General features: G+C 36.7%; 26 protein-coding genes. 11 read left to right on the top strand and 15 right to left on the bottom strand.

Annotation, left to right across the window (positions count from 1 at the left end; translation table 11 throughout):
- The first annotated feature begins 559 nt into the window (after nt 1-559).
- Both FW754_RS15320 and FW754_RS15315 read left to right on the top strand, forming a co-directional pair.
- Nucleotides 560-1,477 carry a matrixin family metalloprotease gene (locus FW754_RS15320; protein WP_446325117.1) on the top strand — a complete coding sequence of 306 codons (918 nt, stop codon included), beginning with the start codon at nt 560-562 and terminating at the stop codon, nt 1,475-1,477.
- Between the two features lie 104 nt (nt 1,478-1,581).
- Nucleotides 1,582-1,959, top strand: coding sequence for a hypothetical protein (locus tag FW754_RS15315; protein WP_409512431.1), 378 nt, complete (start codon nt 1,582-1,584; stop codon nt 1,957-1,959).
- A gap of 84 nt (nt 1,960-2,043) precedes the next feature.
- On the opposite strand, the gene FW754_RS15310 is transcribed toward FW754_RS15315, so the two are convergent.
- The 4 genes from FW754_RS15310 to FW754_RS15295 all read right to left on the bottom strand — a co-directional run bounded on the left by FW754_RS15310 (nt 2,044) and on the right by FW754_RS15295 (nt 6,059).
- Nucleotides 2,044-3,336 (bottom strand): lytic murein transglycosylase, encoded by a 1,293-nt coding sequence (locus FW754_RS15310; RefSeq protein WP_419348656.1) that lies wholly within the window; start codon nt 3,334-3,336, stop codon nt 2,044-2,046.
- A gap of 503 nt (nt 3,337-3,839) precedes the next feature.
- Nucleotides 3,840-4,961: a 5-(carboxyamino)imidazole ribonucleotide synthase gene (locus tag FW754_RS15305; RefSeq protein WP_446325116.1), complete on the bottom strand. Its 1,122-nt coding sequence runs from the start codon at nt 4,959-4,961 to the stop codon at nt 3,840-3,842.
- Between the two features lie 56 nt (nt 4,962-5,017).
- Nucleotides 5,018-5,530 (bottom strand): 5-(carboxyamino)imidazole ribonucleotide mutase, encoded by a 513-nt coding sequence (gene purE / locus FW754_RS15300; RefSeq protein WP_446325115.1) that lies wholly within the window; start codon nt 5,528-5,530, stop codon nt 5,018-5,020.
- A gap of 181 nt (nt 5,531-5,711) precedes the next feature.
- Nucleotides 5,712-6,059, bottom strand: coding sequence for a DMT family protein (locus FW754_RS15295; protein ID WP_419348587.1), 348 nt, complete (start codon nt 6,057-6,059; stop codon nt 5,712-5,714).
- Between the two features lie 754 nt (nt 6,060-6,813).
- Between FW754_RS15295 and mpl the strand changes: the two genes are divergently transcribed.
- Complete coding sequence (mpl, locus tag FW754_RS15290; protein ID WP_446325121.1) at nt 6,814-8,181, top strand: UDP-N-acetylmuramate:L-alanyl-gamma-D-glutamyl-meso-diaminopimelate ligase; 1,368 nt, start codon at nt 6,814-6,816, stop codon at nt 8,179-8,181.
- Between the two features lie 70 nt (nt 8,182-8,251).
- Here mpl and FW754_RS15285 read toward each other — a convergent pair whose 3' ends face one another.
- Together FW754_RS15285 and FW754_RS15280 are read right to left on the bottom strand one after the other, a co-directional pair.
- Complete coding sequence (locus tag FW754_RS15285; protein ID WP_409512436.1) at nt 8,252-8,536, bottom strand: GNAT family N-acetyltransferase; 285 nt, start codon at nt 8,534-8,536, stop codon at nt 8,252-8,254.
- Nucleotides 8,537-8,596: 60 nt separating this feature from the next.
- Nucleotides 8,597-8,884, bottom strand: a complete 288-nt coding sequence (locus tag FW754_RS15280; protein ID WP_409512437.1) for a GNAT family N-acetyltransferase — start codon at nt 8,882-8,884, stop codon at nt 8,597-8,599.
- Nucleotides 8,885-9,045: 161 nt separating this feature from the next.
- Here FW754_RS15280 and FW754_RS15275 point away from each other — a divergent pair, with 161 nt between their 5' ends.
- The gene (locus FW754_RS15275; protein WP_446325114.1) at nt 9,046-10,239 is read left to right on the top strand and encodes a sugar transporter; all 1,194 of its coding nucleotides are present in this window, start codon (nt 9,046-9,048) and stop codon (nt 10,237-10,239) included.
- Nucleotides 10,240-10,599: 360 nt separating this feature from the next.
- Nucleotides 10,600-11,565 (top strand): TerC family protein, encoded by a 966-nt coding sequence (locus FW754_RS15270; RefSeq protein ID WP_446325113.1) that lies wholly within the window; start codon nt 10,600-10,602, stop codon nt 11,563-11,565.
- Nucleotides 11,566-11,934: 369 nt separating this feature from the next.
- Here FW754_RS15270 and FW754_RS15265 read toward each other — a convergent pair whose 3' ends face one another.
- Nucleotides 11,935-12,711 carry a glucose 1-dehydrogenase gene (locus FW754_RS15265; RefSeq protein ID WP_446325112.1) on the bottom strand — a complete coding sequence of 259 codons (777 nt, stop codon included), beginning with the start codon at nt 12,709-12,711 and terminating at the stop codon, nt 11,935-11,937.
- A 684-nt stretch (nt 12,712-13,395) separates the two neighbouring features.
- Here FW754_RS15265 and guaD point away from each other — a divergent pair.
- The 4 genes from guaD (at nt 13,396) to FW754_RS15245 (ending at nt 15,938) form a co-directional block, all read left to right on the top strand.
- Nucleotides 13,396-14,715, top strand: a complete 1,320-nt coding sequence (guaD, locus tag FW754_RS15260) for a guanine deaminase (protein ID WP_446325111.1) — start codon at nt 13,396-13,398, stop codon at nt 14,713-14,715.
- The gene (locus FW754_RS15255; RefSeq protein WP_419348600.1) at nt 14,699-14,836 is read left to right on the top strand and encodes a hypothetical protein; all 138 of its coding nucleotides are present in this window, start codon (nt 14,699-14,701) and stop codon (nt 14,834-14,836) included. The genes guaD and FW754_RS15255 overlap by 17 nt, the downstream gene beginning before the upstream one ends.
- A 134-nt stretch (nt 14,837-14,970) precedes the next feature.
- Nucleotides 14,971-15,498 carry a hypoxanthine phosphoribosyltransferase gene (gene hpt, locus FW754_RS15250; RefSeq protein WP_409512442.1) on the top strand — a complete coding sequence of 176 codons (528 nt, stop codon included), beginning with the start codon at nt 14,971-14,973 and terminating at the stop codon, nt 15,496-15,498.
- Between the two features lie 188 nt (nt 15,499-15,686).
- Complete coding sequence (locus FW754_RS15245) at nt 15,687-15,938, top strand: GlsB/YeaQ/YmgE family stress response membrane protein (RefSeq protein ID WP_409512443.1); 252 nt, start codon at nt 15,687-15,689, stop codon at nt 15,936-15,938.
- A gap of 86 nt (nt 15,939-16,024) precedes the next feature.
- Here FW754_RS15245 and FW754_RS15240 read toward each other — a convergent pair whose 3' ends face one another.
- Together FW754_RS15240 and FW754_RS15235 are read right to left on the bottom strand one after the other, a co-directional pair.
- On the bottom strand, nt 16,025-16,726 hold the full coding sequence (locus FW754_RS15240) for a DsbC family protein (protein ID WP_409512444.1): 702 nt from the start codon (nt 16,724-16,726) through the stop codon (nt 16,025-16,027).
- A 139-nt stretch (nt 16,727-16,865) separates the two neighbouring features.
- A complete protein-coding gene (locus FW754_RS15235; protein ID WP_409512445.1) occupies nt 16,866-17,015 on the bottom strand; it encodes a hypothetical protein in 150 nt (49 codons plus the stop codon).
- Between the two features lie 145 nt (nt 17,016-17,160).
- Here FW754_RS15235 and FW754_RS15230 point away from each other — a divergent pair, with 145 nt between their 5' ends.
- Nucleotides 17,161-18,339, top strand: coding sequence for an MFS transporter (locus FW754_RS15230; RefSeq protein ID WP_446325110.1), 1,179 nt, complete (start codon nt 17,161-17,163; stop codon nt 18,337-18,339).
- Nucleotides 18,340-18,448: 109 nt separating this feature from the next.
- Here the strand turns inward: FW754_RS15230 and FW754_RS15225 are convergent, their stop codons facing one another.
- From FW754_RS15225 to rpmH, 6 genes are all read right to left on the bottom strand, one after another.
- Entirely contained in the window at nt 18,449-18,814 is a 366-nt protein-coding gene (locus tag FW754_RS15225) for a NirD/YgiW/YdeI family stress tolerance protein (RefSeq protein ID WP_409512447.1), read from the bottom strand.
- 150 nt (nt 18,815-18,964) lie between these two features.
- Nucleotides 18,965-20,329, bottom strand: a complete 1,365-nt coding sequence (gene mnmE, locus FW754_RS15220) for a tRNA uridine-5-carboxymethylaminomethyl(34) synthesis GTPase MnmE (RefSeq protein ID WP_446325109.1) — start codon at nt 20,327-20,329, stop codon at nt 18,965-18,967.
- A gap of 106 nt (nt 20,330-20,435) precedes the next feature.
- Nucleotides 20,436-22,139 (bottom strand): membrane protein insertase YidC, encoded by a 1,704-nt coding sequence (gene yidC, locus FW754_RS15215; protein WP_446325108.1) that lies wholly within the window; start codon nt 22,137-22,139, stop codon nt 20,436-20,438.
- A 5-nt stretch (nt 22,140-22,144) separates the two neighbouring features.
- Nucleotides 22,145-22,471 (bottom strand): membrane protein insertion efficiency factor YidD, encoded by a 327-nt coding sequence (yidD, locus tag FW754_RS15210; RefSeq protein WP_409512450.1) that lies wholly within the window; start codon nt 22,469-22,471, stop codon nt 22,145-22,147.
- Between the two features lie 9 nt (nt 22,472-22,480).
- Nucleotides 22,481-22,873 carry a ribonuclease P protein component gene (gene rnpA / locus FW754_RS15205; RefSeq protein WP_409512451.1) on the bottom strand — a complete coding sequence of 131 codons (393 nt, stop codon included), beginning with the start codon at nt 22,871-22,873 and terminating at the stop codon, nt 22,481-22,483.
- A 35-nt stretch (nt 22,874-22,908) separates the two neighbouring features.
- Nucleotides 22,909-23,043, bottom strand: a complete 135-nt coding sequence (rpmH, locus tag FW754_RS15200; RefSeq protein ID WP_000831329.1) for a 50S ribosomal protein L34 — start codon at nt 23,041-23,043, stop codon at nt 22,909-22,911.
- Between the two features lie 682 nt (nt 23,044-23,725).
- Between rpmH and dnaA the strand changes: the two genes are divergently transcribed.
- Nucleotides 23,726-25,117: a chromosomal replication initiator protein DnaA gene (gene dnaA / locus FW754_RS15195; protein ID WP_409512452.1), complete on the top strand. Its 1,392-nt coding sequence runs from the start codon at nt 23,726-23,728 to the stop codon at nt 25,115-25,117.
- The last annotated feature ends 32 nt before the right edge of the window (nt 25,118-25,149 follow it).

Below are 25,149 nucleotides of genomic sequence, written 5' to 3'. Positions count from 1 at the left end.
ACGAAAGTACGGTTTTTTTATGGTTTTAATTTTATAATTTTGAAGACATTCATACTTACAATGTAAAAAAAGCATTTTTATTTAATGGTTTAGAATAATGAGATTATATAACTTAATCTAGCTAAATTAAGTTATAAGCTTAAGACTTGAAATTTGTATAAAAATGAGTAAATCCACTAAAGATAAACGAGTCAAAGCTTCTATTATTTTTTTTGCTCAGAACGATATCGATAGCATTTCCGTACAAAAAATTGGGGTGATGAAGAGCAAGTTATGGGTGAATATTTACCAAAAATCACTTATACATCTAAAACCGACTTTGAAGCTAAAGGCTGTAACTAATAACGTACTACTTTCCTCGTAACAATCCCAAGTATGCTGGAAAAATTTCCGAATTTTTTCAGCATTTTTATATCTTCAAATAATGATATAAATTTAAAATACATCATCACTCTAAGTATTTATCTATAAATAAAGTAATTTACAAACTGACCACTATTCTCGAATACATTATTTTCAGCTAAATTATGAACAACGATAGAATACTTTTATAAAATTTATGCGCTTTTGGTTAATTATTGCAGCCCTTATTTTTACTGCTTATTTTGCATTTCAACGCATGCAACACCCTCAACTCAATCATAATTCTGTGATAGATCGCATTACACATCCGACCGATACACGTCTGCGTTATCGTATTGGTCATGTTGATCCACGGTTTAATCTTACACAGGAGCAGGTAAAACGACTTACACAACAAGCTGCTGACATTTGGTATACAGGTGCTAAACAAAGTTTTTTTGTCTATGACCCCAATGCTCAACTAGCAATTAACTTAATTTACGATGAACGCCAGGCAGAATCTTCCGCACGTAGTCAAGAAATGCGTATTTTAGAAAATACACGCCAATATACAGATGCTGAACACTTTAAAATTCAACAGCTTGAACAAGAATTATTACAAGCGAAGCGAGAGCTTGATATTCAGCAAATAAACTACGAACAACGGTTGAACCAATATAATCAAATGGTCAATGCCCTAAATCAATCACAGCAACGCTATAGCGACAACGTAATGCAACAAATTCAGCAGCAAAAACAACAACTCCAACAACAACAAGTTGAACTGCAAACAAATACCGATATATTTAATCGTAAAGTTGAACATTTAAATCAGAACGTAAATCAGGCAAATTCGATTAATCATCAGTTCAATCAATCAGTTGATCAATTCAATCAGCGTTTTCAACCGCGCCAATTTGATAAAGGTGTCTTCAAGGGACGTGAAATTAATGTCTATGAGTTTCAGTCTGAAAATGATTTACGTATTACCCTCGCACATGAACTCGGGCATGCACTCGGCTTAAAACATAATGATGATCCTAAAGCGTTGATGTATCCTGTTATGAAAGAACAAAATTTATATCAATTTCAACTAACCAATGCCGATTTAGCCATGTTAAATTCAAGAAAGTAAACCATTTGAGTCAAATACTCTAAATCCATATTTTATATAAGGGTTTGATGCATTTTTTGCTCAACTTATGCTATTGTAAACTGAGTAATTTAAAGGAGATTGCGGTGAGTTATTATCATATTATTCTTGAAGTGAATGATCATATCAGCACGATTGAACAGAGCCGTGACATTGAAATTTTCGATATTACGGAACTTCAACCCTATCTCCATGCGGTTTTATTGCCATATTACAATGAGCAAATGATTGAACTTGAAGATGAAAATATTGAGTTCGAAGATGTGCTACATCTTTCTATTAAACAAACACTCTTGCCCATTCAACACCTAATTGAAGAAGAGCAAAAACAATTACCAAGTGATACAGATATTACAATATCTGCGTATGAAATTTTCAATGATCGTGCTCACACTCAAGATGTAACAGCCGTTATTTTTGATGTATTGGAAGCGGTTAAAATAGACAAAACTGATATCGAATAACTTTACACTTCATCATAAAGAAAATTTTGGATAAAAAACTATAAAAAAGGTCTGCAATTGCAGACCTTTTTTATAATCAATACATTACTTCATCATATTCTGTGCATTTTCATTTCTAAATGCTTTTAGAATTTGCTGTCCTGCACGACCCGTTTGAGTTAAACCTAAACGTGCTTGCTCTGTCTGAATCGCTTGGCGAGTTTTATCACCAATCAAACCATCTGCATCACCAATCGGATAACCTTTTTTCAACAAATAATTTTGAATTTCACGACGTTCTGCACGTGAAGTCCCAGGATCATTCGTCGGCCAAGCGGTTTGGATTGTTCCTTTACCTTGTAAACGATCAGACAAATGTGCGATGGCAAGTGCATAACTTTCAGCAGCGTTATAACCATAAATTGCATCAAAGTTTTTAAACACCAAGAATGCAGGACCATCTTTACCTGCTGGCATCATTAACCCTGCCGATGTATTCCCCGATAAATTTCCTTGAATAATGGGTGAACCATCAATACGGGTAAAGCTACGACTTTCCCATGAGCTGAGAGATTTTTTATTACGACGACTTTCGCCACCGACTGAAGCACTCTCAGGAATATTAACTTCAAAGCCCCATGGCATGCCTGTTTGCCATCCGCCACGTTTCAAAAAATTCGCAGTCGATGCCAAAGCATCTGCTGTACTTGAAACCAAATCACGGCGACCATCACCATCAAAATCAACCGCTAAACTTTCATAAGTCGATGGCATAAATTGCGTATGACCAAAAGCACCCGCCCATGAACCTTTTAGTTGCTCCTCTCTTAAATCGCCACGTTGTAAAATACGCATAGTCGAAAAGAACTCTCCACGGAAATAACCTTGCCTGCGCCCTTCGCAGCTTAATGTCCCAAGTGCTTGTAATAGTGGATACTTACCTGAAATATCACCAAAATTACTTTCTACACCCCAAACAGCAACAACTGTTTCCGCAGGTACACCATAAGCGGCTTGCACTCGATTTAGTACATCTCGGTGCTGTGCCAACATTTCACGACCTTTTGCGACACGCTCTTCATCAACTAAACCTGAAAGATAATCCCAAATGGGGGTTGAAAATTCAGGTTGATAATTCAGTTTTTCAATCACCGAATAATCAGGCGTTAAATTTTGCGTATAACGATCATAAGTCGAACCATTTACACCTGATGAAATTGCAGATGAACGTAAATTTGCCAAACAACTTTGAAAATTATTTTTAGGGTTAAATTCAGCATTCACATTTGGACTACTGATATTTATTGCTGTAGATGGCGTGCCATTTATTATGAGTTCAGCATTTGCTTGATTCACCGTGAATAAAAGTGAACCGCATAAAATTGAAAAACGAAGCATAGTATTCATAATCAGTTTTAACTTTAAATTATGTAAATACCTTATCAGTCTATGAATGAAATGACAGGTATAAATACGTAAAATTTGAATTCATTTGTTTATTTTTAAAATCACAGCATTTTGAATTTAAAAAAATTATCCACACCCAACTTCAGCAATAAGTTTAAATTCAAAGTGGCTTATACTTTAAATTCAAACTTTTCTTTATTTTTAAGTACAAAGTTCTGTGGATAACTTCGACATCCAATATTTTTCACATTATTTTATTTTGAATTCAAAATAAAATTGCACATTTAAATTTATTTTAAATTTAAAATTTTCTGCCATGCTGATATGAATTTTATTGTTATTTTTTTATTTGTACTTTTATCTAACGACATTTTTTCATCACCGATCATGCCAAAAAAATGTCTGTAAAAATAAAGGAGGGGCATCATACCGAAATTTAAGAAATAAAAAAGCGATCATTTTCATGACCGCTTTTTTAACAAACAAAGTTGAGTTTAAATGCTCATATCTTCACTGAGTGACAATGGATTCGGTAAAATTTTCGCCAACTGACGACACAAAGTCACCAATTCAGCACTATCATTTGGCATCAGGGTAATATGACCAATCTTACGACCTTCACGTTCAGTCTTATTATAAAGATGTAAATGCGCACCATTGAGTGCCAATACATCTTCAGACTTCGGATGTTGACCAATAATATTGACCATCACCGTTGGACGAACAACTTCAGTTGAGCCTAATGGTAAACCTGCTACAGCACGAATATGATTTTCAAATTGCGAACAAATTGAACCTTCAATCGACCAATGCCCAGAATTATGTACACGTGGCGCCATTTCATTTGCATACAAACCTTTGTCTGTTACAAATAATTCAAGCGTCAACACACCGACATAGTTCAAATGATTGAGCAGGCGAGTAATATAATCCTGCGCTACAGGCTGTAAATCCACACTGTTTGGTGCAGGTACAATCGAGTGTGACAAAATACCATCGTGATGATGATTTTCAGCCAAAGCCCAAGTTTTCACATCGCCATCTATACCACGTACAGCAATGATCGATACTTCACGTGAGAAAGTTACAAAACTTTCAGCAATGAGTTCACCCGCAGGGCCGAGTTCAGCCCAAGCTTGCTCAATTTGATCAGCTGTACGAAGTACAAACTGACCTTTGCCATCATAACCACCACGCGAGGTTTTAAGAACAATCGGTAAACCAAGTTCTGCAATAGCAACCTTTAACTCATCTAGAGATGTCACTGCCTTATACGGTGCAACAGGAATTGCGAGTTCATCAAACAAGGCTTTTTCAGATAAACGATGCTGTGCGATTGCCAAAGCCTGACGAGGTGGATGCACATCTTTTTGCTGGGTCAATACATCAACATCAGCGAGTGGAGTATTTTCAAACTCTAGGCTGAAAACATCTGCACTGACAATAAAATCCTGTAAACCATTTTCAGCTTGAGTGGAAATCACTTGACCTAAAGCTGCCGATGGGCAATCTGTGTTGACTTCAAAAAAAGTACATTGAATATTAAGCGGTAATGCAGCTTGCGCCATCATACGACCCAATTGACCACCACCAAAAATACCGATGGTTTTATCCATAACGTATGTCCCGTTTATGCTTGGCTAGTCTAAATAATACTTAAAATTATTAAATATTAGATTTGACCTGGAATGTTTTTGCTCGCAACTTTATCGGTTTGTGCTGCACGAAAATCTGCAACATTTTTTGCAATTTCAGAACGGGTTAAACCCAAGATTTGCGCTGCCATAATTGCGGCATTGGTTGCGCCTGCTGGACCAATTGCCAATGTACCCACCGCAATGCCTGCTGGCATTTGTACGATTGAAAGCAATGAATCTACGCCATTTAAAATAGACGATTTAACTGGAACACCAAGCACTGGAAGATCAGTTTTTGCCGCACACATACCTGGTAAATGTGCTGCACCACCTGCACCTGCAATGATCACTTGAATACCGCGTTCACGCGCAGTTTCAGCGTATTCAAATAAACGGTCTGGCGTACGATGCGCAGATACCACTTCAGCTTCAAAAGGGACACCAAGCTGTTTTAGCATATTGGCAGTGTGTTCTAAGGTTGCCCAATCAGATTGAGAACCCATGATAATTCCAACTAAAGGAGCGTCTTGTACAGCGGCCGCATTCATTGCATATATTCCGTAAACGAATGTAAGGAAGTTTAAATACTGGTGATCAGTGTTTAAATGAATATCAAGAAGCTCACTATTATAGACTGATTTTTCATCTCAAGAAAATTTAACAGACATCGTAGGGCAATATTTTCATTATTTTTTATGGAAATAAGGCGAACTGAGTCAGGTTAATGAATTACTGACTTCTAAAGACAAAATATACACAGCCCAATAAACATAAGCCTGCCCACAAATAATCCAATTTAAATGGCTGTTTAAACAGAAATATCATAAAGGGAACAAAAACCAAGAGTGTGACAACTTCTTGGGTAATTTTCATCTGTCCCAATGCCCAGCCATGTTGTGAGAGCATACGTGTCGCAGGAATCATAAAACTATATTCGAGCAATGCTATGACCCAACCAAATAAAATGGCTTGCCATAACGGCGCATCATGTAAAAATTTTAAATGACCATACCAAGCCAATGTCATAAAACAGTTGGAGATAATAAGAAAGCCTAATGCTAAAAAAGTTAAATTCAATTATTCTTACTCCATAAAAACCAAATCCATTTTTAAAGATTTAAATTCTAATAATCAATTCAAGAGATATTACAAATGAAAAATTTTTTACTTGGTTTAATTGCACTATTTTCTTCCTCGATAAGCAATGCAGAACCATTAAAAGTACATTAAATCAACGAAACTTTTAATGATTTAGCTTATATGTTTAATCATGAACAAATAGATCCTATCTATAAATTGGATTTTTTAAAAAAATAAAGAATTAAACTTCAGCTATGACAGCCTTAAAATTGTAGATCAATACCTTTTAGAAGTCAGAAAAACGGACTTAGATAAATTATCAAATGAACAATTCGCACGTATTGTCGTTAGAGCAGGCGCCTATGTAGTTGAAACGATTAAAAGAAATGACAAATCGAAACAATGGAATTGGGTAAATTTTGAAAATGCACAAAAAATTAATTCTAAATTTTATAATGATAGTGAAAAGTCCCTTTCTTATGCGACCGTATTAACCAATGGTCAACAATTTACTTTTCCATTAAATAAAGTCATAAAGTTCTTAAATAATGATGAAGAAGATAGTCTATATTTCTATGCAGTATCATCGAGTAAATTACAATAACAACCTAAATGCTTTTTTCATTTTTACGATACAAGAAAAACTATCTTTTCCCTTAAAGCCTTGCTATCGTTGCTTTCAAATCAAATGAACATGACAACACCACAACAACAAAGTGATGTGTCTATAAAAGCAGTGGAGTTAAAACGAATGCATCTGCATATCTTAGGTATTTCTGGCACATTTATGGGTTCTTTGGCGCTATTAGCGCGAGATTTAGGACACAAGGTGACAGGTTCAGATCAAAACGTTTACCCACCAATGTCCACCCAGTTAGAAAATGCCGGTATTGATGTGATGCAAGGCTTTGACCGTAGCCATTTACAACCGCATCCAGACTTAGTCATTGTCGGTAATGCCATGAAACGTGGTATAGATGCAGTGGAATACATGCTCGATGTCGGTATGGCATATACTTCAGGTCCACAATTCCTTGCAGATCACGTTTTACAAGGCAAACATGTCCTTGGTGTTGCAGGTACGCACGGTAAAACCACCACTACAACGATGCTTGCATGGGTACTAGATCAAGCAGGTTTAAACCCAGGATTTTTGATTGGTGGTGTGCCTTTAGGTTTTAGCCAAAGCGCACGTTTAGGTGGTGGAAAATATTTCTGCGTAGAAGCAGACGAATATGACTCTGCATTTTTCGACAAGCGTTCTAAGTTCGTTCATTACCATCCTAAAACTGCAATTTTAAATAACCTTGAATTTGACCATGCAGATATTTTTGATGACTTGGCTGCCATTCAAAAACAATTCCATCACTTAGTCCGTACTATTCCAAGTGAAGGTCGCATCATTGCACCGATCACTGAAACCAATATTGATGAAGTCTTAGAAATGGGTTGCTGGACACCCGTTATTCGTACCTCTTTAGATGCAAACGACTCGGCAGAAGTATATGCAGAACAATTATCTGCCGATGGTTCACATTTCAAAGTGCTACAACACGGTGTAGTTAAAGGTATTGTTCGATGGAACATGACAGGGCAACATTCGGTTGCCAATGCTTTAGCGACCATTGTCGCTGCTGAGCATGTGGGTGTTTCAATTGAAGTGGCGTGTGAAGCATTGTCAAACTTCGGTGGTGTAAAACGCCGTATGGAACTGTTAGATACAGTAAATGGCATTGAAGTTTATGATGACTTTGCACATCACCCAACAGCAATTGATACCACTTTAGAAGGCGCACGTAAACGCTTAGGTGAACGTAAACTTTGGGCGATTATTGAACCACGTTCAAATACTATGCGTATGGGTTCACATAAAGATGGTTTGGCACATTCTGCTCGTTTGGCGGATAAAGTTATTTGGTATCAACCAGAAGGTTTAGATTGGGATTTACAACCTGTAATTGATGCTTCCCCAAATAAAGCGGTGGTTGCACGTTCACTCGATGACATTATCCAAACTGTGGTTGCGGAAGCTGGTGAGGGTGATGCCGTTGTCATTATGTCGAATGGCGGTTTTGGTGGATTACATCAAAAATTACTTACTGCGTTAAAATCAAAGTAATTTGATAGTGAAATAAAAAACCCGCATCAGCGGGTTTTTTAATGTCTATTTTAATTATTAATAATCAAAATCAAGCAATCACATCAGCATAGCTTTTTTCACGGCGAAACATCACATCGACATAAGAACATGTCGGGACAATTTTTAATTTTTTTTCACGTGCAAAATCTACTAAAGTATCGAGCAACTGACGTGCAATCCCTTGTCCACGCAATGAGTTATCTACCCAAGTATGGTCAGCAATAATTTTATGCTCACCACTCCACACATAACTGATCTCGGCAATACGATTGCTTTGATCATCATTAAGGAAAAATACGCCTTTTTGTTGATTATCTACATGTTGGAATTGCATAAATTCTTTCTCTTTTTCATTCGATTGGTCTAGACACAATTCCACTTTAGCAAAACGGTCTTAGTCTTTCAAAACATCACGAATAGATTCATCTTTATCAAAAACTGATTTTGAAAATGGGCAGAGTGGAATCACTTTCACATTTTTACTACGTGCCATTTCAACCACTTGATCAAGTAATTTACGCCCAACACTTTGTCCACGTAATTCATCAGAAACATCAGTATGATCAATAATCAACATACTTTCACCAGCCCACGTGTACGCCATTTCAGCAAGATGTTGATTATCTTCACCAACAAAAAATTCGCCTTTTTTACCATTATCTTTATGTTTAATTTCTAACATTTTTATTCTCACTTAAGTTAAGACTTTCAATAAAATGCCATAAATGAAATTTTAGTTTTGTTATGTTTTGTCTAGCTTTTCAAATTTTCAAGTCCAATTGCAACTTAACTTTCAATTCATTTCAGCTTAAAATTTAAAGACTCCCACCAAATACATTGACCATGTCAACTCAAAAACAGCAAAGCACACCCAATGAAACACAGCAATGGGTCAGTGTAATTAGCTTGGCTTTTGTCGCCTTTATTTTCAATACTACAGAATTTGTACCTGTTGCTCTTCTCAGCGACATTGGCAAAAGCTTTGCAATGCCTGCAACCGATGTTGGCATTATGATTACGCTGTATGCATGGGTCGTTGCGCCAATTTCACTTCCGATTATGCTTTTGACCAAAAATATTGAACGGCGTTTTCTACTCATTGCATTATTTATTGTCTTTATTGTCAGTCATGTACTGTCCTATTTTGCGTCAAGTTTTAGTTTTTTACTCGTAAGCCGTATTGGCATTGCATTTTCACATGCCTTATTTTGGTCAATTACCGCGTCACTCGCTGTCCGAGTTGCACCTAAAGACAAAGAATTCCAAGCGCTCGGGCTGCTTGCCACAGGTACAGCTTTGGCAATGGTTTTAGGTATTCCGTTAGGTCGTATGATTGGTGAGGCTTATGGATGGCGAAATACATTTGCACTCATAGCTTTGGGAGCAGCACTGGTTTGTCTTATTTTGGCAAAAACTTTACCTCGTTTACCAAGTGTTAATTCAGGCTCGCTTAGTAGTCTAAAAACATTCTTTAAGCGTCCAAGTTTAATGATTGTTTTTGCACTCACAATTATTGTGATCACGGCGCAATTCACCGCATACAGTTATATCGAACCTTTTGCTTTAAATGTAGCGCATTTCAGCTCGTCACAAACCACCATGTTATTATTAATTTATGGTGCAGCAGGCTTTATTGGCTCTTATCTATTTGGTAAATTTGGGCAAAAATATCCCAAACTTCCAATTCCGATGAGCAGTGCAATTTTGGCTCTGTCGATGTTATTACTCATGCCACTGGCTACTGATTTTATGAGCTTTAGCATTCTGAGTTTATTTTGGGGAATGGCAATTATCTGCTTTAGCCTTGCTCAACAAGCCAAAACTCTAAATCTAGCATCCGATGCCACCGATGTTGCGATGGCCATTTACTCAGGCTTATACAATGTAGGGATTGGCGGTGGGGCATTGCTCGGTGCATATGCCACAACACATTATGGGTTACACAGTATTGGCATTGTTGGCGGTATTTTGGCAATACTCGGAACTTTACTTGCGATAGTATTGATTCAAAGACAAGACTTTCATCTGAAAAATTAAGTTTTGGATACTTAATTTTTAAATCCGGAAATAACAAACAAAATTTGCACAATCATTTTAAATATGCGATTCTTTCATCATATTTAGAAGTGGCAACATTTCTATAGCAAAATTTATTCGAACAAGGGGAGTAGCCTCCTTCAATTAGTACAAAGATGTTGTTTGTACTATGTCAGAATATCGTCATTACGCATTTTTATTTTTTTCTAAATAAAAAAGCCGGTATCTGAGCATTTTAGAATGAGCATAATTTCTAAAATGTAGGCAAGACCTTGATCATGTTGACACAGATGTTTAATCATCTGGCAGCTGATCAAGGTCTTTTTTATGCCTGATTACTTGCCAGATCAGGAGAATTTTATGGAAACTATCGGTAATCCGTGGCTATATTTGGCGTTCTTTGCCATTGTTGCAGTCATGCTCCTCATCGACTTTATGGGCTTCAAACAAAAAGAAGGGCAAGAAGTCAAATTAAAAACTGCAGCCTATTGGAGTATTGCTTGGGTTACGGTTGCATCACTTTTTGGTGGTGGTCTGTGGCTGTACTTGCAACAAACAGCTGGTATCACCATTGCCAATGCAAAAACAATGGAGTATTTCGCAGGTTATTTACTTGAAAAATCACTCGCAATTGACAATGTTTTTGTTTGGCTAATGATCTTCGCAGCTTTTGCAATTCCACAAGGTTTACAACGTAAAATTTTGCTTTATGGCGTACTCGGTGCAATTGTCTTACGTACTATTTTTATCTTCATTGGTGCATGGTTTGTACAAGAATTCTCTTGGATTCTCTATATTTTCGGTGCATTCTTACTTTATACAGGTTTCAAATTCCTCAAAGGTCAGGACGAAGAAAATACCAATATCGAAGATATGGCGATTCTCAAATGGTTGCGTAAACACATGCGAATCACGCCAAAACTTGAAGGTGCAAAATTCTTTGTCCGTCAAAATGGCGTACTTTGGGCAACACCATTATTTTTAGTTTTAATTTTGGTTGAAGCATCTGATGTAATTTTTGCGGTGGATTCTATTCCTGCGATCTTTGCTGTAACAAGTGATCCGTTCATTGTATTAACTGCAAACCTCATGGCAATTTTAGGTCTACGTGCGATGTTTTTCTTGTTGTCTGGTGCAGCATCGAAAATGCATTACTTACCGTATGGTCTAGGTATTATTCTCATGTTCATTGGTACAAAAATGTTATTACTTGATGTATTCCACATGCCAATTTGGATTTCATTAGGTTTCATCGTGATTACTTTAGCTATTACTGCTGTGTTATCAATTCGCCATAGTAAAAAATATAACGAAACAACCCTATAACTAACTTTAGCAATCAATAAAACCAGAGAGCCTTCCCATTGGAGGGCTTTTTATTATTCATTTTTATTGCTTCGATCTTCTTTTTATTATTGCGTGTACCAGTAACAATAAAATATCCATTCGATATGTTTAATCAATATGGTTGCTCAAATGATTGGGGTAAAGAGTTGTGTAAATTAAAGCAATCAACTCGTGGCTAATACCCTCATTTCTAAAAAATATTTCAACCAAGTTTAGATCAGTAATGATACATTTTATTCAATAATCCTGTCATTTTTTGGACTCGTTATTTTCCTTAGAAGGATAGCTCAAAAAGATAAAAGCCCAAAAATATTTTGGACTTTTATACATTTCAATTTAAATCATCTTTTAATCTAATGTTTGTACACCACCACCATTTACAAATAAAACCTGTCCGCTGACCCATTTTGAAATGGGTGCAGCAAAATACAACACTGCTCCCGCAATATCGTCTGCTTCTCCTAAGCGTTGTAGTGGCGTGTGCGCTAACATTCGTTGCTCTATTTCAGGCGTTAAAACTGAAGCTAGTGCATCTGTACGAATTGCTCCAGGGCCAACAGCATTAATACGTATTTCAGGACCATAATCAAAAGCTAAATTGGCTGTCATATGATTAATTGCAGCTTTAGATGATGCATATGCACTAATTGCAGGGCTTTTATTAATTGAACTCATAGAAGAAATATTAATAATCGAACCTAAACCAGCTTGCTTCATATAAGGTGCGCAGAGTTGAGATAAACGCCAACCACTAAAAACATTAAGCTGAAAAGTACGAGCAAACTGTTCAACGCTCAGATGTTCGGGACTTTCTCGACCTGCACCACCACCACCGGCATTATTCACCAAAATATTAATTTTATGATAATGATTAACCGTCGTTTCAACCAAACGTACTAAATCGTCATCATTCAAAACATTACACTCAACAGCGATGGCTTGAAATCCTTGAGCTTTTATTTCATCTACAATTTTTTGAGCTGCGTCCAATTTTAAATCTGCAACAACGACACTAGCACCATGTTGGGCCAATAGCTTACAACTTGCGGCTCCAATACCATTACCACCTCCGGTCACAATAGCGACATACTGATCTAAATTTAATAATGAAGAATACGTATTCATATGTAGTACCTTTTTAATGGCTTTTAATTCAGTCTACCCTCTAAAATTAAATTATTATTCATAAAACATGTAACTTAAATAATCTGTTAAGTTATACAAATAGAGAATTAAATTTATTTAATCATTATCATTTTTATACAAAATATTGACGAACTTAAAACTATTAATAATCAAGAATAATACCCAATTTTTTACTTGAACTTTATTACAGCGAGTCGATTTAAATCACTTAATGTATATACCCATGATTGAGTTCTTTCAACTGTATTATTGGAGATGAAAAATAAAAAACTCATTTTGAAAAATTTTAAACTCAGAAATTATTATATTGTCTTTGATAAACCTAGACAAAAAATAAGATGAATCCGTCCTATACGGGAGAGTAAGCTCACTTCTTTTTAAAGAGCGCTTTATCTCCTACAAATAAAACTGGCTAAATATAAAGCACAAACATCTTGTCCTTTAAAAATAATGATTGCAGAAGCATTTTCAATCACAAGTAGTTCTACAACAAACAAATGCGGATGACTACTACCACGTATCCAAACTCATTAAGTGGTAAAATATGATTTTCATGTTACTGCGTAACATCAGTGAATAACTTAGACAAAATCAGACAAAATAGGCAACCCACAATAAAAATCAGCTACAATCAATCGAAAAAATTCAAAACGCAGGTTTAAAATGTCTTCTGTACATACAACAACAGCCATTCGTGGTCGTTTCCTTGATATTCAGAATACAGTTGCCCAAGCACGTGAAATCCACGACCAAGTGCGATATGTAGAAGATGGTCTTCTTATTACCCAAAACGGCAAAATTAGTTGGTTTGGTGAATGGGAAGCAGGTCAACAACACATCCCCGAAAATACCCAAATTCAACATTATCCTGAACAATTAATTGTTCCAGGTTTTATCGACACGCATATCCATTTTCCACAAACAGAAATGGTCGGTGCTTACGGCGAACAGCTTTTGGAATGGCTGAATACTTATACATTCCCAACTGAAATGCAATTTGCAGATAAAAACTATGCAGATAAAATCGCACAGTTTTTTGTTCATGAATTACTTAAAAATGGTACAACCACAGCATTAGTTTTTTGTACCGTTCATCCTCAGTCAGTTGATGCTTTATTTGAAGCAGTAGAGCAGCATCAAATGCGCTTAATTGCGGGTAAAGTAATGATGGATCGTCATGCACCTGATGAACTAACCGATACGGCAGAAAGCGCCTACCACGATTCAAAAGTCCTCATTGAAAAATGGCATGGTAAAGGGCGTAATCTATATGCCATTTCGCCACGTTTCGCACCAACTTCGACACCTGAACAATTGGCAAGAGCAGGGCAGTTAAAAGCCGAATATCCTGATGTTTATGTACATACCCATTTAAGTGAAAATAAAAATGAAATCGCATGGGTAAAAGATTTATTCCCTGAGCAAAAAGGCTATTTAGATGTTTATCATCATTTTGGCTTAACAGGGGAGCGTTCTGTATTTGCACATTGTGTGCATTTAGAAGAGCATGAATGGGATTGTATGCACGATACCGATTCAGCAATTGCCTTCTGCCCAACGTCTAATTTATTCCTTGGTAGTGGCTTATTTCCACTGAAAAAAACATGGGAAAAACAGGTTAAAGTTGGCTTAGGAACAGACATTGGTGCAGGAACATCATTTTGCCAATTACAGACGTTAAATGAAGCTTATAAAGTTCAACAACTTCAGGGTGATAAACTTTCTGCCTTTGAATCGCTCTATCACGCCACTTTAGGTGGTGCAAAAGCCCTACATTTGGATGATAAATTGGGCAACTTCAATATTGGTAAAGAAGCTGATTTTGTGGTGCTGAATTTAAAAGCCACGGCATTACAACAACTGCGTCAAGAACGTGCTAAAAATATTGAAGATGCGTTATTTGCACTGCTGACTATGGGTGATGATCGTAACATTCACGCGACCTATATTTACGGAGAAAAGGCGTATGAACAAAAATCATGAGCAAGAACACACTCAGCAACAAGTCAATCGACCTATGCAAAAACGATCAAAGCGAACATTATTTTTAATCGGCTCGATATGTGTTGCATGTGCGTTTTTACTTAAACGTGATGCACATTAAAGAACCGTTTACACAATGAATTGTCAAAAAAGATGCATCTTGATTTGATATGTTTTAAAATTGATTCATCTTTTAGGTGTTGCACGTCAACACCTTTTTTATTTTTGCATGATTGATGTTTTTAGGTATTTCCCATGACCATTGAAATGAAAGTAATGATTTCAACTGAAGAAATTCAGGAAAAAGTCAAAGAACTTGGACAAAAAATTGATGCCCATTATGCGAGTAGCGACAAAGAACTCGTTCTGATTGGTCTGTTACGAGGTTCTGTGATCTTCATGGCAGATTTATGCCGTGCAATTAGCAAAGGACACGAACTCGATTTTATGACCGTTTCGAGCTACGGTGGTGGCACATCATCTTCACGTGATGTGAAAATTTTAAAAGACTTAGATGGCGAAATTCGTGGCAAAGATGTCTTGGTCATTGAAGATATTATTGACTCAGGAAATACGCTCAGTAAAGTTCTCGAAATTTTGGAAACACGCAGTCCAAATTCAATTGAACTGTGTACTTTAGTCAGCAAACCTTCACGCCGTGAAATTGAACTTGATGTTAAATTTTTGGGCTTCGAAGTTGAAGATAAATTTATTGTTGGTTATGGCTTAGATTACGATCAAAAGTATCGCCACATTCCTTTTATTGGTGAAATTGGTCTTTAAGACGATACTTTTAGAATTTAAGCGGCGTAAGCCGCTTTTTTTATTTATCGACAAAAGTTCGAACAAAAAGGCAACATGTCTTAGCATAGAATAACTATTTATCATCCCATTATTGATGCATATTGAAGATGTAAATCTATGAAGTTACAAAAATTAGTATTTAAAACTACAGGATAAGGAGAAGACTCATGCTATCACTGATCGGTTCAATTATTATTGGTTTTTTTGCAGGACTACTTGCTCGAGCTATCCATCCAGGGGATGACAAAGCTGGATTTCTTGTCACTATTGCTCTAGGTATCGTAGGTTCATTAGTCGCAACATATGGCGGTCAATTACTCGGAATTTACCCACCTGGATCATCTGCTGGATTCATTGCTTCCGTTATCGGTGCAATTATTGTCTTGGTCATTTACAACTTTGTTTCTAAACGAACTTAACACATAGTTATTACAAAACTAAAAATAATGTAAAAAATCACCATTTAAATGGTGATTTTTTTGAATGTTGCATATTTTATATTTTTTTATAAACCCGCTTGCTGCCAAATTTTCTCAATTTCAACTGCAGGGTAGGCACCCAATGCTTTATAACCATTTGAAAAAATAATGGCAGGTGTTCCCTGTAAACCCAGTTTTTTACCTAATTGTAAATTACGTTCTATAGGCGTTGCACAGTCAGCACTTGCTGTTGGTTGGATGGCTTTTTGAATTAAATTTTTCCATGCATAATCTTTATTAGCTGAACACCATACTTGCTTTGATGACTGCACAGATTGTGTCTTAATTGGGTACATAAATGTATAAATCGTAACGTTATTTAAGCTCGCTAAATTGCCTTCAAGAACCTTGCAATATGGGCAATTTGGATCAGAAAATACGGCCAATTGGCGTTTTCCATCTCCTCGAACAGTTTTAATTGCATCTGTAAAAGGAAGACTTTTAAAGTCAACAATGTCTTTTTTCATTGCTAAATCTTTGGTCAAATTACGCTGATCTTTCAAACGAATCATCGAACCAATAAATAAATGTTGTGCATCTTCATTGATATAAACAATCTGATGATCAAGTGTTCCACTATATAAACCTTGCATTTCCGTAGCTTGTAAATTTTCAATTTTAACTTGTGGATATTGCTGTACCAATTTCGCTTTAACGCTCTCAACATTTGCAAAACTACTACTACAAAATGCCAGACTTAGACCCAATGTGATCAATTGTTTTAACATAGACTTTAAATCTAAAAAAATAATTCAGTCGCATTAAAGCATAACCATGGACTCAACTTGTGTGAAAACTGTAGTAAGTGATCAATTAAAGGATCAAAACTAAAAACGATAAATTTTAGGTTCCACGTGAAACAAAATTTCAAATTGCTGCGGTATTAATTTCTACTAAAAGACGTACTAACACATTATGTGCAGGCAATTCTTGACGATTTACATCGACATTCACCACTCTATCCCTAGTTTCTGAAGCTAAAACCACTAAAACTTTACCTCCACCTATTTGTGACACATGAATAATCATATAAATAATAAATTAGACATTGACCTCTATTTGATTAAGTTCTAATCTCAATTTAATCTTCAGTTTTTCATGCCAATCTTCCTTTTTTATTGAAGATCAGCATTCTTCTTTATTTCTGTTGTTACAGATATTTATGAATCCTCAATCTTGGCGACCATTTTATATGGTGAGCCTTGCGCTGTGCGTTGGAACCATCGGTACAGCGCTTGCTAGTCCTTTATATCCAATTTATCAGCAACTTTGGCAACTTTTACCAAGCCAAATCACTTATATTTTTATCGCCTATATGTTCGGCTGTATGACGACATTACTCTTTTTAGGACGTAGTAGTAATAGTTTTGGTTTTATTCGTACCCTACAAATGGGCTTATTCTTCGCTGTTATTGGACTGATTTTTTCAGTTTTTGCAAGTAACACCAGCTTACTCGGATTTGGGCGTTTTATTATTGGTATTGCTTCAGGTCTCATTAGCACCTCTGCAATGCTTGGATTAATTCTGACCATTCCTGGTTCGCACAAACAATATGCTGCACAACTGTGTTCGATTATTACTGTCATTGGCTTCGGTTTAGGACCCTTAATTGGTGGAACAATCGCACAATTTTCTCAAGCACCTTTGGTTACACCCTATATCCCCGTCATCATTGCTGCATTACTCAGTATTGTTGGTTTATCTCGTGTCAAAGTCGCTACTTTTGAGAAACAAGCATTTTCCGTTGCACCCCATTTAGAATTGCCTGCACCAAAATTCAAAACATTATTTTATATTGTAAGTTTTGCCGCCTTCTGTGCATTTGGTTCATTCAGTCTATTTGCCTCTTTAGCACCATCGTTTATTCAGGATGTCATTCCGTGGCATGGTCCAATGGTTAGCGGAATCACGATCGCTAGTATTTTGCTAATTTCAGCCTTAATTCAATTCATTTTCAAAACGACCAACATGCATAAGGCACTGAATATTGGTCTAATTTCATTGACTTTAAGTTATGTTGTTTTATCAATGTGTATGGCGATGCATTGGAGTTTTTTATTCTTTATAAGCGTCATTTTTGTCGGAATAGGGCATGGTTTGGCACTACTTGGTGCTTTTGCATTAATCCATCACATGACCCAAACTGAAAACCGCGTCGCAGTTGTGTCTACATACTTATTTATTGCTTACTTTGGAACAATTGTCCCAATTATTTTTGCAGGATGGCTTTCTGATCATTTTGGTTTAAAAATGGGGGTCTTTGGCTTCTGTATTGGCGTTGGATTGTTATGCATCGGCTTGTTATTGAAACATCTGAACGTACAAAAAAACACTGCTTAATCATTGTTATTAGATTTTTAAAATAGAAAAAGTAGGCTCACCTTAATAGTGAGTACCTACTTTTTAGGTCTATCACACAATATAAAATTCTTGAACTAAATATAGAAAATTATTTCAAAAATTCAATTTTCACTGCATCAATATCAGTTGGTTTAGTGCGGTGTGTATCGACCTCACCTAGAACCTTAATCTTTGTTCCAACTTTAAGCTGTGCAGGTGTTGCCAATTTCTCATCAATTTCAACATTGATCTGACCTGCTGCATCTTTAAGTACATAATGTTCATGTTTAATCTTACGGACAATTGTACCCGTTACACTTACGGCAGTTTCATCTGCTAATTTAAGCGCTTGTGCAGTCGTTACAGGATGCTTTTCAGCTGCTGTAATGATGTGTTGATCTTCTAAGTCATATGCCCAAACCTGCGCAGTAGAAGCCAATAAAATTGTAGAAATTGCTAGAGAAAATTTATTCATTATTTTTACTCCTTTTAAAGAAATTATCTTTACCATAAATAATTTTAGCTTCTGAATAAATGAAATTTACTGAAAAACAACTTTTAATCAAAAAAAAGCTGACTTATGTCAGCTTTTTTATTATTTATGTTAAATATTTTTATTAAATCATCATTTTCCGATACAAAATGATCCAAAAATCACACCCAATAAATCATCTGCACTAAAATCACCCGTAATTTCACCCAAAGCATTTTGTGCTAGACGAAGTGACTCTGCGACCAACTCACCGGCATGATAAACCGTCAATTGCTCGTGTGCTTCCGCTAAATAGCGTTGAGTGCGCTTCATTGCGTCCAAATGACGAGTTCGTGCAATAAAGGTATCTTCTTCAGGTTGGAAGCCTGCATGCGCTGTAATCGCATCTATCAGCACTTGAACGCCCATTTCCTGCTTTGCAGACACAGTAATATGACGGAAACCCTCTAAATCGTTTAATTCGGGTGCTTGTGTAGTTAAATCACATTTATTGCCAATCAACATCAAACGTTTTGGCTCTATATGTTCAGCAAAATAACTCTTCGCTAATTCTAACGGATTGTCGCCTTGGCTTAGATCATAGACAAGCAATAATAAATCAGCCTGCTCAATTTCTTTAATCGCACGGCGAATACCTTCTCGTTCAACAATATCGCTTGTATCACGTAAACCAGCGGTATCTGTCAGGGTAATAGGTAAGCCGTTTAAACTAATTTTTTCATGCAAAACATCACGCGTTGTACCTGCAATATCAGTCACAATGGCACGGTCATTACCTGCTAAAGCATTTAAAAGAGATGATTTTCCAGCATTCGGCTTACCTGCAATCACCACTTGTAAGCCTTCACGTAACAATTGCCCCTGACGTGCAGATTGTTGAACGGTCGTCACTGACGATTGAACATCTTCAAGCAAATTTAAAATTTTACCATCAGCTAAAAAATCAATTTCTTCTTCTGGGAAATCAATGGCGGCTTCCACATGCAAGCGCAAATGAATTAGTTTTTGTAATACTGCATTGACCTTGTTAGAAAATACACCTTGTAATGAACGAACTGCAGAACGTGCTGCCGCTTGTGAAGTTGCATCAATCAAATCGGCAATTGCTTCTGCTTGCACCAAATCCATTTTGCCATTTTCAAAAGCACGCATGGAAAACTCACCCGCTTTAGCCGCTGTTGCACCCAATTCAAGTAAACGAGCAAGCAAAGCATTTTGAATGATTGGACCACCATGCCCTTGTAACTCCACTACATCTTCGCCTGTGAACGAATGTGGGTTCGGAAAGCAAATCACTAAGCCCTCATCCATAACCTCATTGTGCTCATCTAAGAACTGACGAAAACCAGCAAAGCGTGCTTTAGGTAATACTTTTTGTGTCAGTGCTTCAGCAATTGCATAGGCTTTCGGACCTGATAAACGAATAACACCAACACCTCCACGACCAGGTGGTGTTGCAATGGCTGCAATCGTCGTGTTTTGGGCAGGTGTATTCATGAGCAATCTCTAAATTTAGACAATAAAAAATCCGCCTAAGATTACCATCTTAAGCGGATTTATTCAGCTGTTGCTTGGTGATGAATCTTTATAAAGACTCAATCATTTACACAACCTCTGTCGTTTTTGCTTTGGCTTTTTCAACACTTTTATTGATAAATGATTGCTGAAGAATCGTAATCGAGTTGTTCACGATCCAATATAAAACCAAACCAGCAGGGAAGAACAACATAAATACAGTGAACATAATCGGCATGATTTTGAACACTTTTGCTTGCATAGGATCAGTTGGTTGTGGATTCAATGCTTGTTGCACAAACATGGTCACACCCATAATCAATGGAAGTACAAACCATGGATCCATTGCAGATAAATCTTGAATCCAAAGCATCCATGGTGCATGACGCAATTCAACCGACTCCATCAATACCCAATACAACGCAAGGAAGATTGGCATTTGAAGTAATAACGGTAAACAGCCCGCAAGTGGATTCACTTGTTCACGTTTGTAAAGCGCCATCATTTCTTGAGAGAAACGCATGCGATCTTCACCAAACTCTTCTTTCATGCGTTGCATTTCAGGTGCAATTACACGCATCTTCGCCATAGAACGATAGCTTTTTGAAGATAAAGGCCAAAGAATCAGTTTCACCAAAATGGTTAGCAGAATAATTGCCCAACCCCAATTACCCACAATACCATGGAAGAATTGTAAGCCCATGAACAATAATTTTGCGATTGGCCATAACCAACCATAATCAACAGTTTGGTTCAAACCAACAGCCAAATCACTTAGTTCAGACTGAACTTTTGGACCTGAATAGAATGTCGCATCAATTTCCATTGCTGTGCCAGCAGGAATATTAATTGCTGGCGAAGTAAAGCCAATCACATTTAAGTTATTGTCTTTATTTGATTCAAGTGTCGCTTTAAATGGCTGACCATTAAAGTTACCTGGAATCCAAGCACTCACAAAGTAATGCTGAACAATTGCAACCCATCCACCAGTCGCTTCTTTATTCAATTTTTCTTCAGAGAAATTGGTAAATTTAAGCTTATTGTAATGCTCTTCAGGTGTACCCCACGCACCACCTAAGTAAGTGCCTAGTGTAAAAATCCCTTGATCCGATTTACCTGGATCATCAGAATTATCGCGGATGATGTTACCGTAAAGTTGACCTTGCCACGGTTGTGCACTGCGGTTCGTTACTTTATGACTAACTGTAATTGGATAAGTGCCTTGCTTAAATGTAAAGGTTTTAATCACTTCAACATTATCAGCAGTTTTAAACACTAACGGCACTGAAATCACTTTTTCAACTTTGCCGTCCTTACCTTTTACATCTTTCGCATCAGCAAGTGTATAAGCCGCTTTTTCTGTTTCATACTGAGGACGGGCATTCGGATTATTATCCGTACCATTCAAACCTTTAAAACCAGTTTCTGCGATATATTTACGTGTTGCATCATTTTCAAGCATAACGAAAGAATCGTCACTATTTTTGCTCTTATCATGATTCAGGAGTTCAACACGCTCAATATCACCACCTTTGGGATTGATAGAAATATTATAAAGATCGGTCTTAATCGTGATCAGCTTTTGTGGTGTAGTCTTTGCCGCAGGGGCAGTCGCACCAACTTGTGGCTGATCAGTAGCAAGATGCGCCTGAGTTGTATCTTGCGCAACAATAGCTGCGGTTTTTTGCTCAGATTGACTAGAATGTCCATAGTCTTTTTGCCATGCCAATATTAATAAATACGCAGTGACAAACATGGCCCCGAGAATTGCAAATCTGGCCCATTGTTGCATAACAATTACCCCAAATGGTGTGAATGATTTTGGTTCAATAAACGTCCACGCAAGGGTACAGCAACATGAACCGTTTGAGAATCCACTGGTTGAAATGAAATAAAACGAATTACTTTTTTAGGAACAGGCACAGGATCATAACCAAAACCACCCCAAGGATGACAACGGCATACTCTTTTTGTCGCAAGCCAACTACCTTTTAAGGCACCATGAACGTGAATCGCTTCCAATGAATATTGAGAACAAGTTGGAATATAACGGCAACGAGGTCCAATTAAAGGACTAATCGCAATTTGATAGAAACGAATCAGCCAATGCAGTAATCGAGCCATTGGTCATCTCTAATTTTGAGAGGAAGAGGGAGCTATTTTATGGTGCTTTTTGACAAGGCGTTGCAATTTTTGCCACGCAAATTGTAATTGCTGATGTAATTCAGCATTTGAAATTGTATCAATACCCATTTTTGGCATCACTACAATATCGAGCAACTCAATGTTTTGCTGATGTAAGCGAAAACTTTCCCGAGCAAGCCGTTTTATTCGATTTCTTTCATGCGCACGGCGCACTTTTTTCTTAGCAACAACAATACCCAAACGGCTATGAGGCTGTTCGGTAACTTTTGCTAAAAATAAAAAATGGGGTTGATGCACTTTAAAAAGCGCACCATCAAATACACATTTGTAATCTGCAGCACAACGGATTCTCACCGAAGGACTGAAACTATAAAGTGACATAACACCCAAATCGTAAGCTAAAACTGTTTAATAAATTAAACAGTTAAGCTATGACGACCTTTTGCACGACGACGAGCTAGAACTTGACGACCAGCTTTAGTAGCCATACGAGCACGGAAACCATGAACGCGCTTACGCTTTAATTCAGATGGTTGGAAAGTACGTTTCATATCGAAACTCCAAAAATGATCTTTGTATAAAGGTTCGCGAGTTTATTGTGCATTGTTTGTTCTGTCAATGAATAACCTATTTTATTTTAATAAAAGATTTTTTTTTGATCAATTTACAAAATCAATCAACAATTGATTATCAGGAAGCATAAAAATAGTATTCACAAGATAAACACATAATTTATATTAAAAATGATAGTTATCAACAGAGATATCAATAGAAATACCCACAACCGTTAAGCGTATAAATTTAAACATTCATTTTTAAATTTATATTTCCTATTTGAATTTAAATTTAATTCGCTATGCTAGTTATCCCCAGAAATAAGGGTTATATATAATTAAATTCAAATTTATAAATTTAAATTTATTACTATTAGGGTCTTGGTTTCTTGTGGAAATCAATATTTTATTTTTTAAAATCATTTTCTTATATTGTGAATAACTATGTTTTAATTGTCTTGATAAACTGTGCATAACTTTGGCATTTATTCTATCCACAGCTTGTTTGGAATTTTATCCACAAGGGGATTGAATTTAAAATAATTCACAGAATGTTGTTTTTTTATTCAAGAATTGAATATTAGTTCATGACAGATGTGGATAACTTGGTTAGAATGGCGACCCCTCAATGGTTGAGGGCTGTTTTTAAATTTAAACAGAATTAATTAAGGGGTTTCACATGCTTTGGACCGACTGCTTAACTCGCTTGCGACAAGAGCTCTCTGATAATGTCTATGCGATGTGGATTCGACCCCTTATTGCAGAAGAAGTACAAGATACACTTAAACTCTATGCACCGAATCCTTATTGGACACGCTATATTCAAGAGCATCATCTTGAGTTGATTTCAATTCTTGCTGAACAGCTTTCAGAAGGGCGTATCCGTAAAGTTGAAATTTTAGTAGATTCTCGCCCTGGTGCGATTTTATCTGCAGCTGAACAACCTGCAACAACAACTGCAGCGTTGGACTCGGCACCTGTATCTGTTACACCAATAACAACACGTGTAAAAAAAGAACATGAAACGATTTCACCAAAGAACACGCGTAAACGTGTACTGAACCCATCTTTTACTTTTGCACTGTTTGTTGAAGGTCGTTCTAATCAAATGGCAGCTGAAACATGCCGTAAAGTATTGACCCAATTAGGTGAATCACAACATAACCCATTGTTTTTATATGGACCTACTGGTTTGGGTAAAACTCATTTAATGCAAGCTGTGGGGAATTCTTTACTACAAGCAAAACCGAATGCGCGTGTCATGTATATGACTGCAGAAAGTTTTGTACAAGATTTTGTAAGTTCTTTACAAAAAGGTAAGGTTGAAGAGTTTAAGAAAAACTGTCGTTCACTTGATTTATTATTGGTTGATGATATTCATTTATTGGCAGGTAAAGAAGCAAGTCTTGTTGAGTTTTTCTATACGTTTAATGCTTTACTCGATGAGTCAAAGCAGATTATTTTAACTTCTGATCGTTACCCGAAAGAATTAACAGAACTTGATCCACGTTTAGTTTCACGTTTTTCATGGGGGCTATCAGTGGGTGTAGAACCACCTGATATTGAAACTCGTATTGAAATTTTACTGAAAAAAGCAGAAAGCAGCGGTGTTGATTTACCGCGTAATTGTGCCTTGTTTATTGCACAGCAAGTCGTTGCCAATGTTCGTGAACTTGAAGGTGCGCTGAATAAAGTCGTAGCAATTTCACGTTTTAAAGGTACGAATATTGATCTTGAAGTGGTTCGTGAATCGCTTAAAGATGTATTGGCAATTCGTGCCCGTAACATCAGCACTGAAAATATTCAGCGTGTAGTGAGTGAGTACTTCCGAATTCCCCTCAAAGAGCTTGTTGGACCAAAGCGTACTCGTATTTATGCACGTCCGCGTCAGTTAGCAATGGGATTGGCACGAGAACTTACTGGTGATAGTTTTCCTGAAATTGGAATGGCTTTTGGCGGTCGAGATCACAGTACCGTGATGCATGCGTGTGATAAAGTGCAAAGTTTACGTGATGAAGATCCAATTTTTAATGAGGATTATAAAAACCTCATGCGTTTGTTGCAAAGTTGATGTGACAAAGCAGAAATTCGCTCAAAAAATAT

Source organism: Acinetobacter sp. 1207_04 (genome assembly GCF_052850415.1).
The sequence above is the reverse complement of the archived record's forward strand: the minus strand, read 5'-3'. Positions and strand labels throughout refer to the sequence as shown.

Excerpts from the sequence above, each read along its gene's own strand:
- FW754_RS15320 (WP_446325117.1), top strand. The coding sequence starts at position 560 with ATGCGCTTTTGGTTAATTATTGCAGCCCTTATTTTTACTGCTTATTTT.
- FW754_RS15310 (WP_419348656.1), bottom strand. The coding sequence starts at position 3,336 with ATGCTTCGTTTTTCAATTTTATGCGGTTCACTTTTATTCACGGTGAAT.
- FW754_RS15305 (WP_446325116.1), bottom strand. The coding sequence starts at position 4,961 with ATGGATAAAACCATCGGTATTTTTGGTGGTGGTCAATTGGGTCGTATG.
- purE (WP_446325115.1), bottom strand. The coding sequence starts at position 5,530 with ATGAATGCGGCCGCTGTACAAGACGCTCCTTTAGTTGGAATTATCATG.
- mpl (WP_446325121.1), top strand. The coding sequence starts at position 6,814 with ATGCATCTGCATATCTTAGGTATTTCTGGCACATTTATGGGTTCTTTG.
- FW754_RS15285 (WP_409512436.1), bottom strand. The coding sequence starts at position 8,536 with ATGCAATTCCAACATGTAGATAATCAACAAAAAGGCGTATTTTTCCTT.
- FW754_RS15280 (WP_409512437.1), bottom strand. The coding sequence starts at position 8,884 with ATGTTAGAAATTAAACATAAAGATAATGGTAAAAAAGGCGAATTTTTT.
- FW754_RS15275 (WP_446325114.1), top strand. The coding sequence starts at position 9,046 with ATGTCAACTCAAAAACAGCAAAGCACACCCAATGAAACACAGCAATGG.
- FW754_RS15270 (WP_446325113.1), top strand. The coding sequence starts at position 10,600 with ATGGAAACTATCGGTAATCCGTGGCTATATTTGGCGTTCTTTGCCATT.
- FW754_RS15265 (WP_446325112.1), bottom strand. The coding sequence starts at position 12,711 with ATGAATACGTATTCTTCATTATTAAATTTAGATCAGTATGTCGCTATT.
- guaD (WP_446325111.1), top strand. The coding sequence starts at position 13,396 with ATGTCTTCTGTACATACAACAACAGCCATTCGTGGTCGTTTCCTTGAT.
- FW754_RS15255 (WP_419348600.1), top strand. The coding sequence starts at position 14,699 with ATGAACAAAAATCATGAGCAAGAACACACTCAGCAACAAGTCAATCGA.
- hpt (WP_409512442.1), top strand. The coding sequence starts at position 14,971 with ATGACCATTGAAATGAAAGTAATGATTTCAACTGAAGAAATTCAGGAA.
- FW754_RS15245 (WP_409512443.1), top strand. The coding sequence starts at position 15,687 with ATGCTATCACTGATCGGTTCAATTATTATTGGTTTTTTTGCAGGACTA.
- FW754_RS15240 (WP_409512444.1), bottom strand. The coding sequence starts at position 16,726 with ATGTTAAAACAATTGATCACATTGGGTCTAAGTCTGGCATTTTGTAGT.
- FW754_RS15230 (WP_446325110.1), top strand. The coding sequence starts at position 17,161 with ATGAATCCTCAATCTTGGCGACCATTTTATATGGTGAGCCTTGCGCTG.
- FW754_RS15225 (WP_409512447.1), bottom strand. The coding sequence starts at position 18,814 with ATGAATAAATTTTCTCTAGCAATTTCTACAATTTTATTGGCTTCTACT.
- mnmE (WP_446325109.1), bottom strand. The coding sequence starts at position 20,329 with ATGAATACACCTGCCCAAAACACGACGATTGCAGCCATTGCAACACCA.
- yidC (WP_446325108.1), bottom strand. The coding sequence starts at position 22,139 with ATGCAACAATGGGCCAGATTTGCAATTCTCGGGGCCATGTTTGTCACT.
- yidD (WP_409512450.1), bottom strand. The coding sequence starts at position 22,471 with ATGGCTCGATTACTGCATTGGCTGATTCGTTTCTATCAAATTGCGATT.
- rnpA (WP_409512451.1), bottom strand. The coding sequence starts at position 22,873 with ATGTCACTTTATAGTTTCAGTCCTTCGGTGAGAATCCGTTGTGCTGCA.
- rpmH (WP_000831329.1), bottom strand. The coding sequence starts at position 23,043 with ATGAAACGTACTTTCCAACCATCTGAATTAAAGCGTAAGCGCGTTCAT.
- dnaA (WP_409512452.1), top strand. The coding sequence starts at position 23,726 with ATGCTTTGGACCGACTGCTTAACTCGCTTGCGACAAGAGCTCTCTGAT.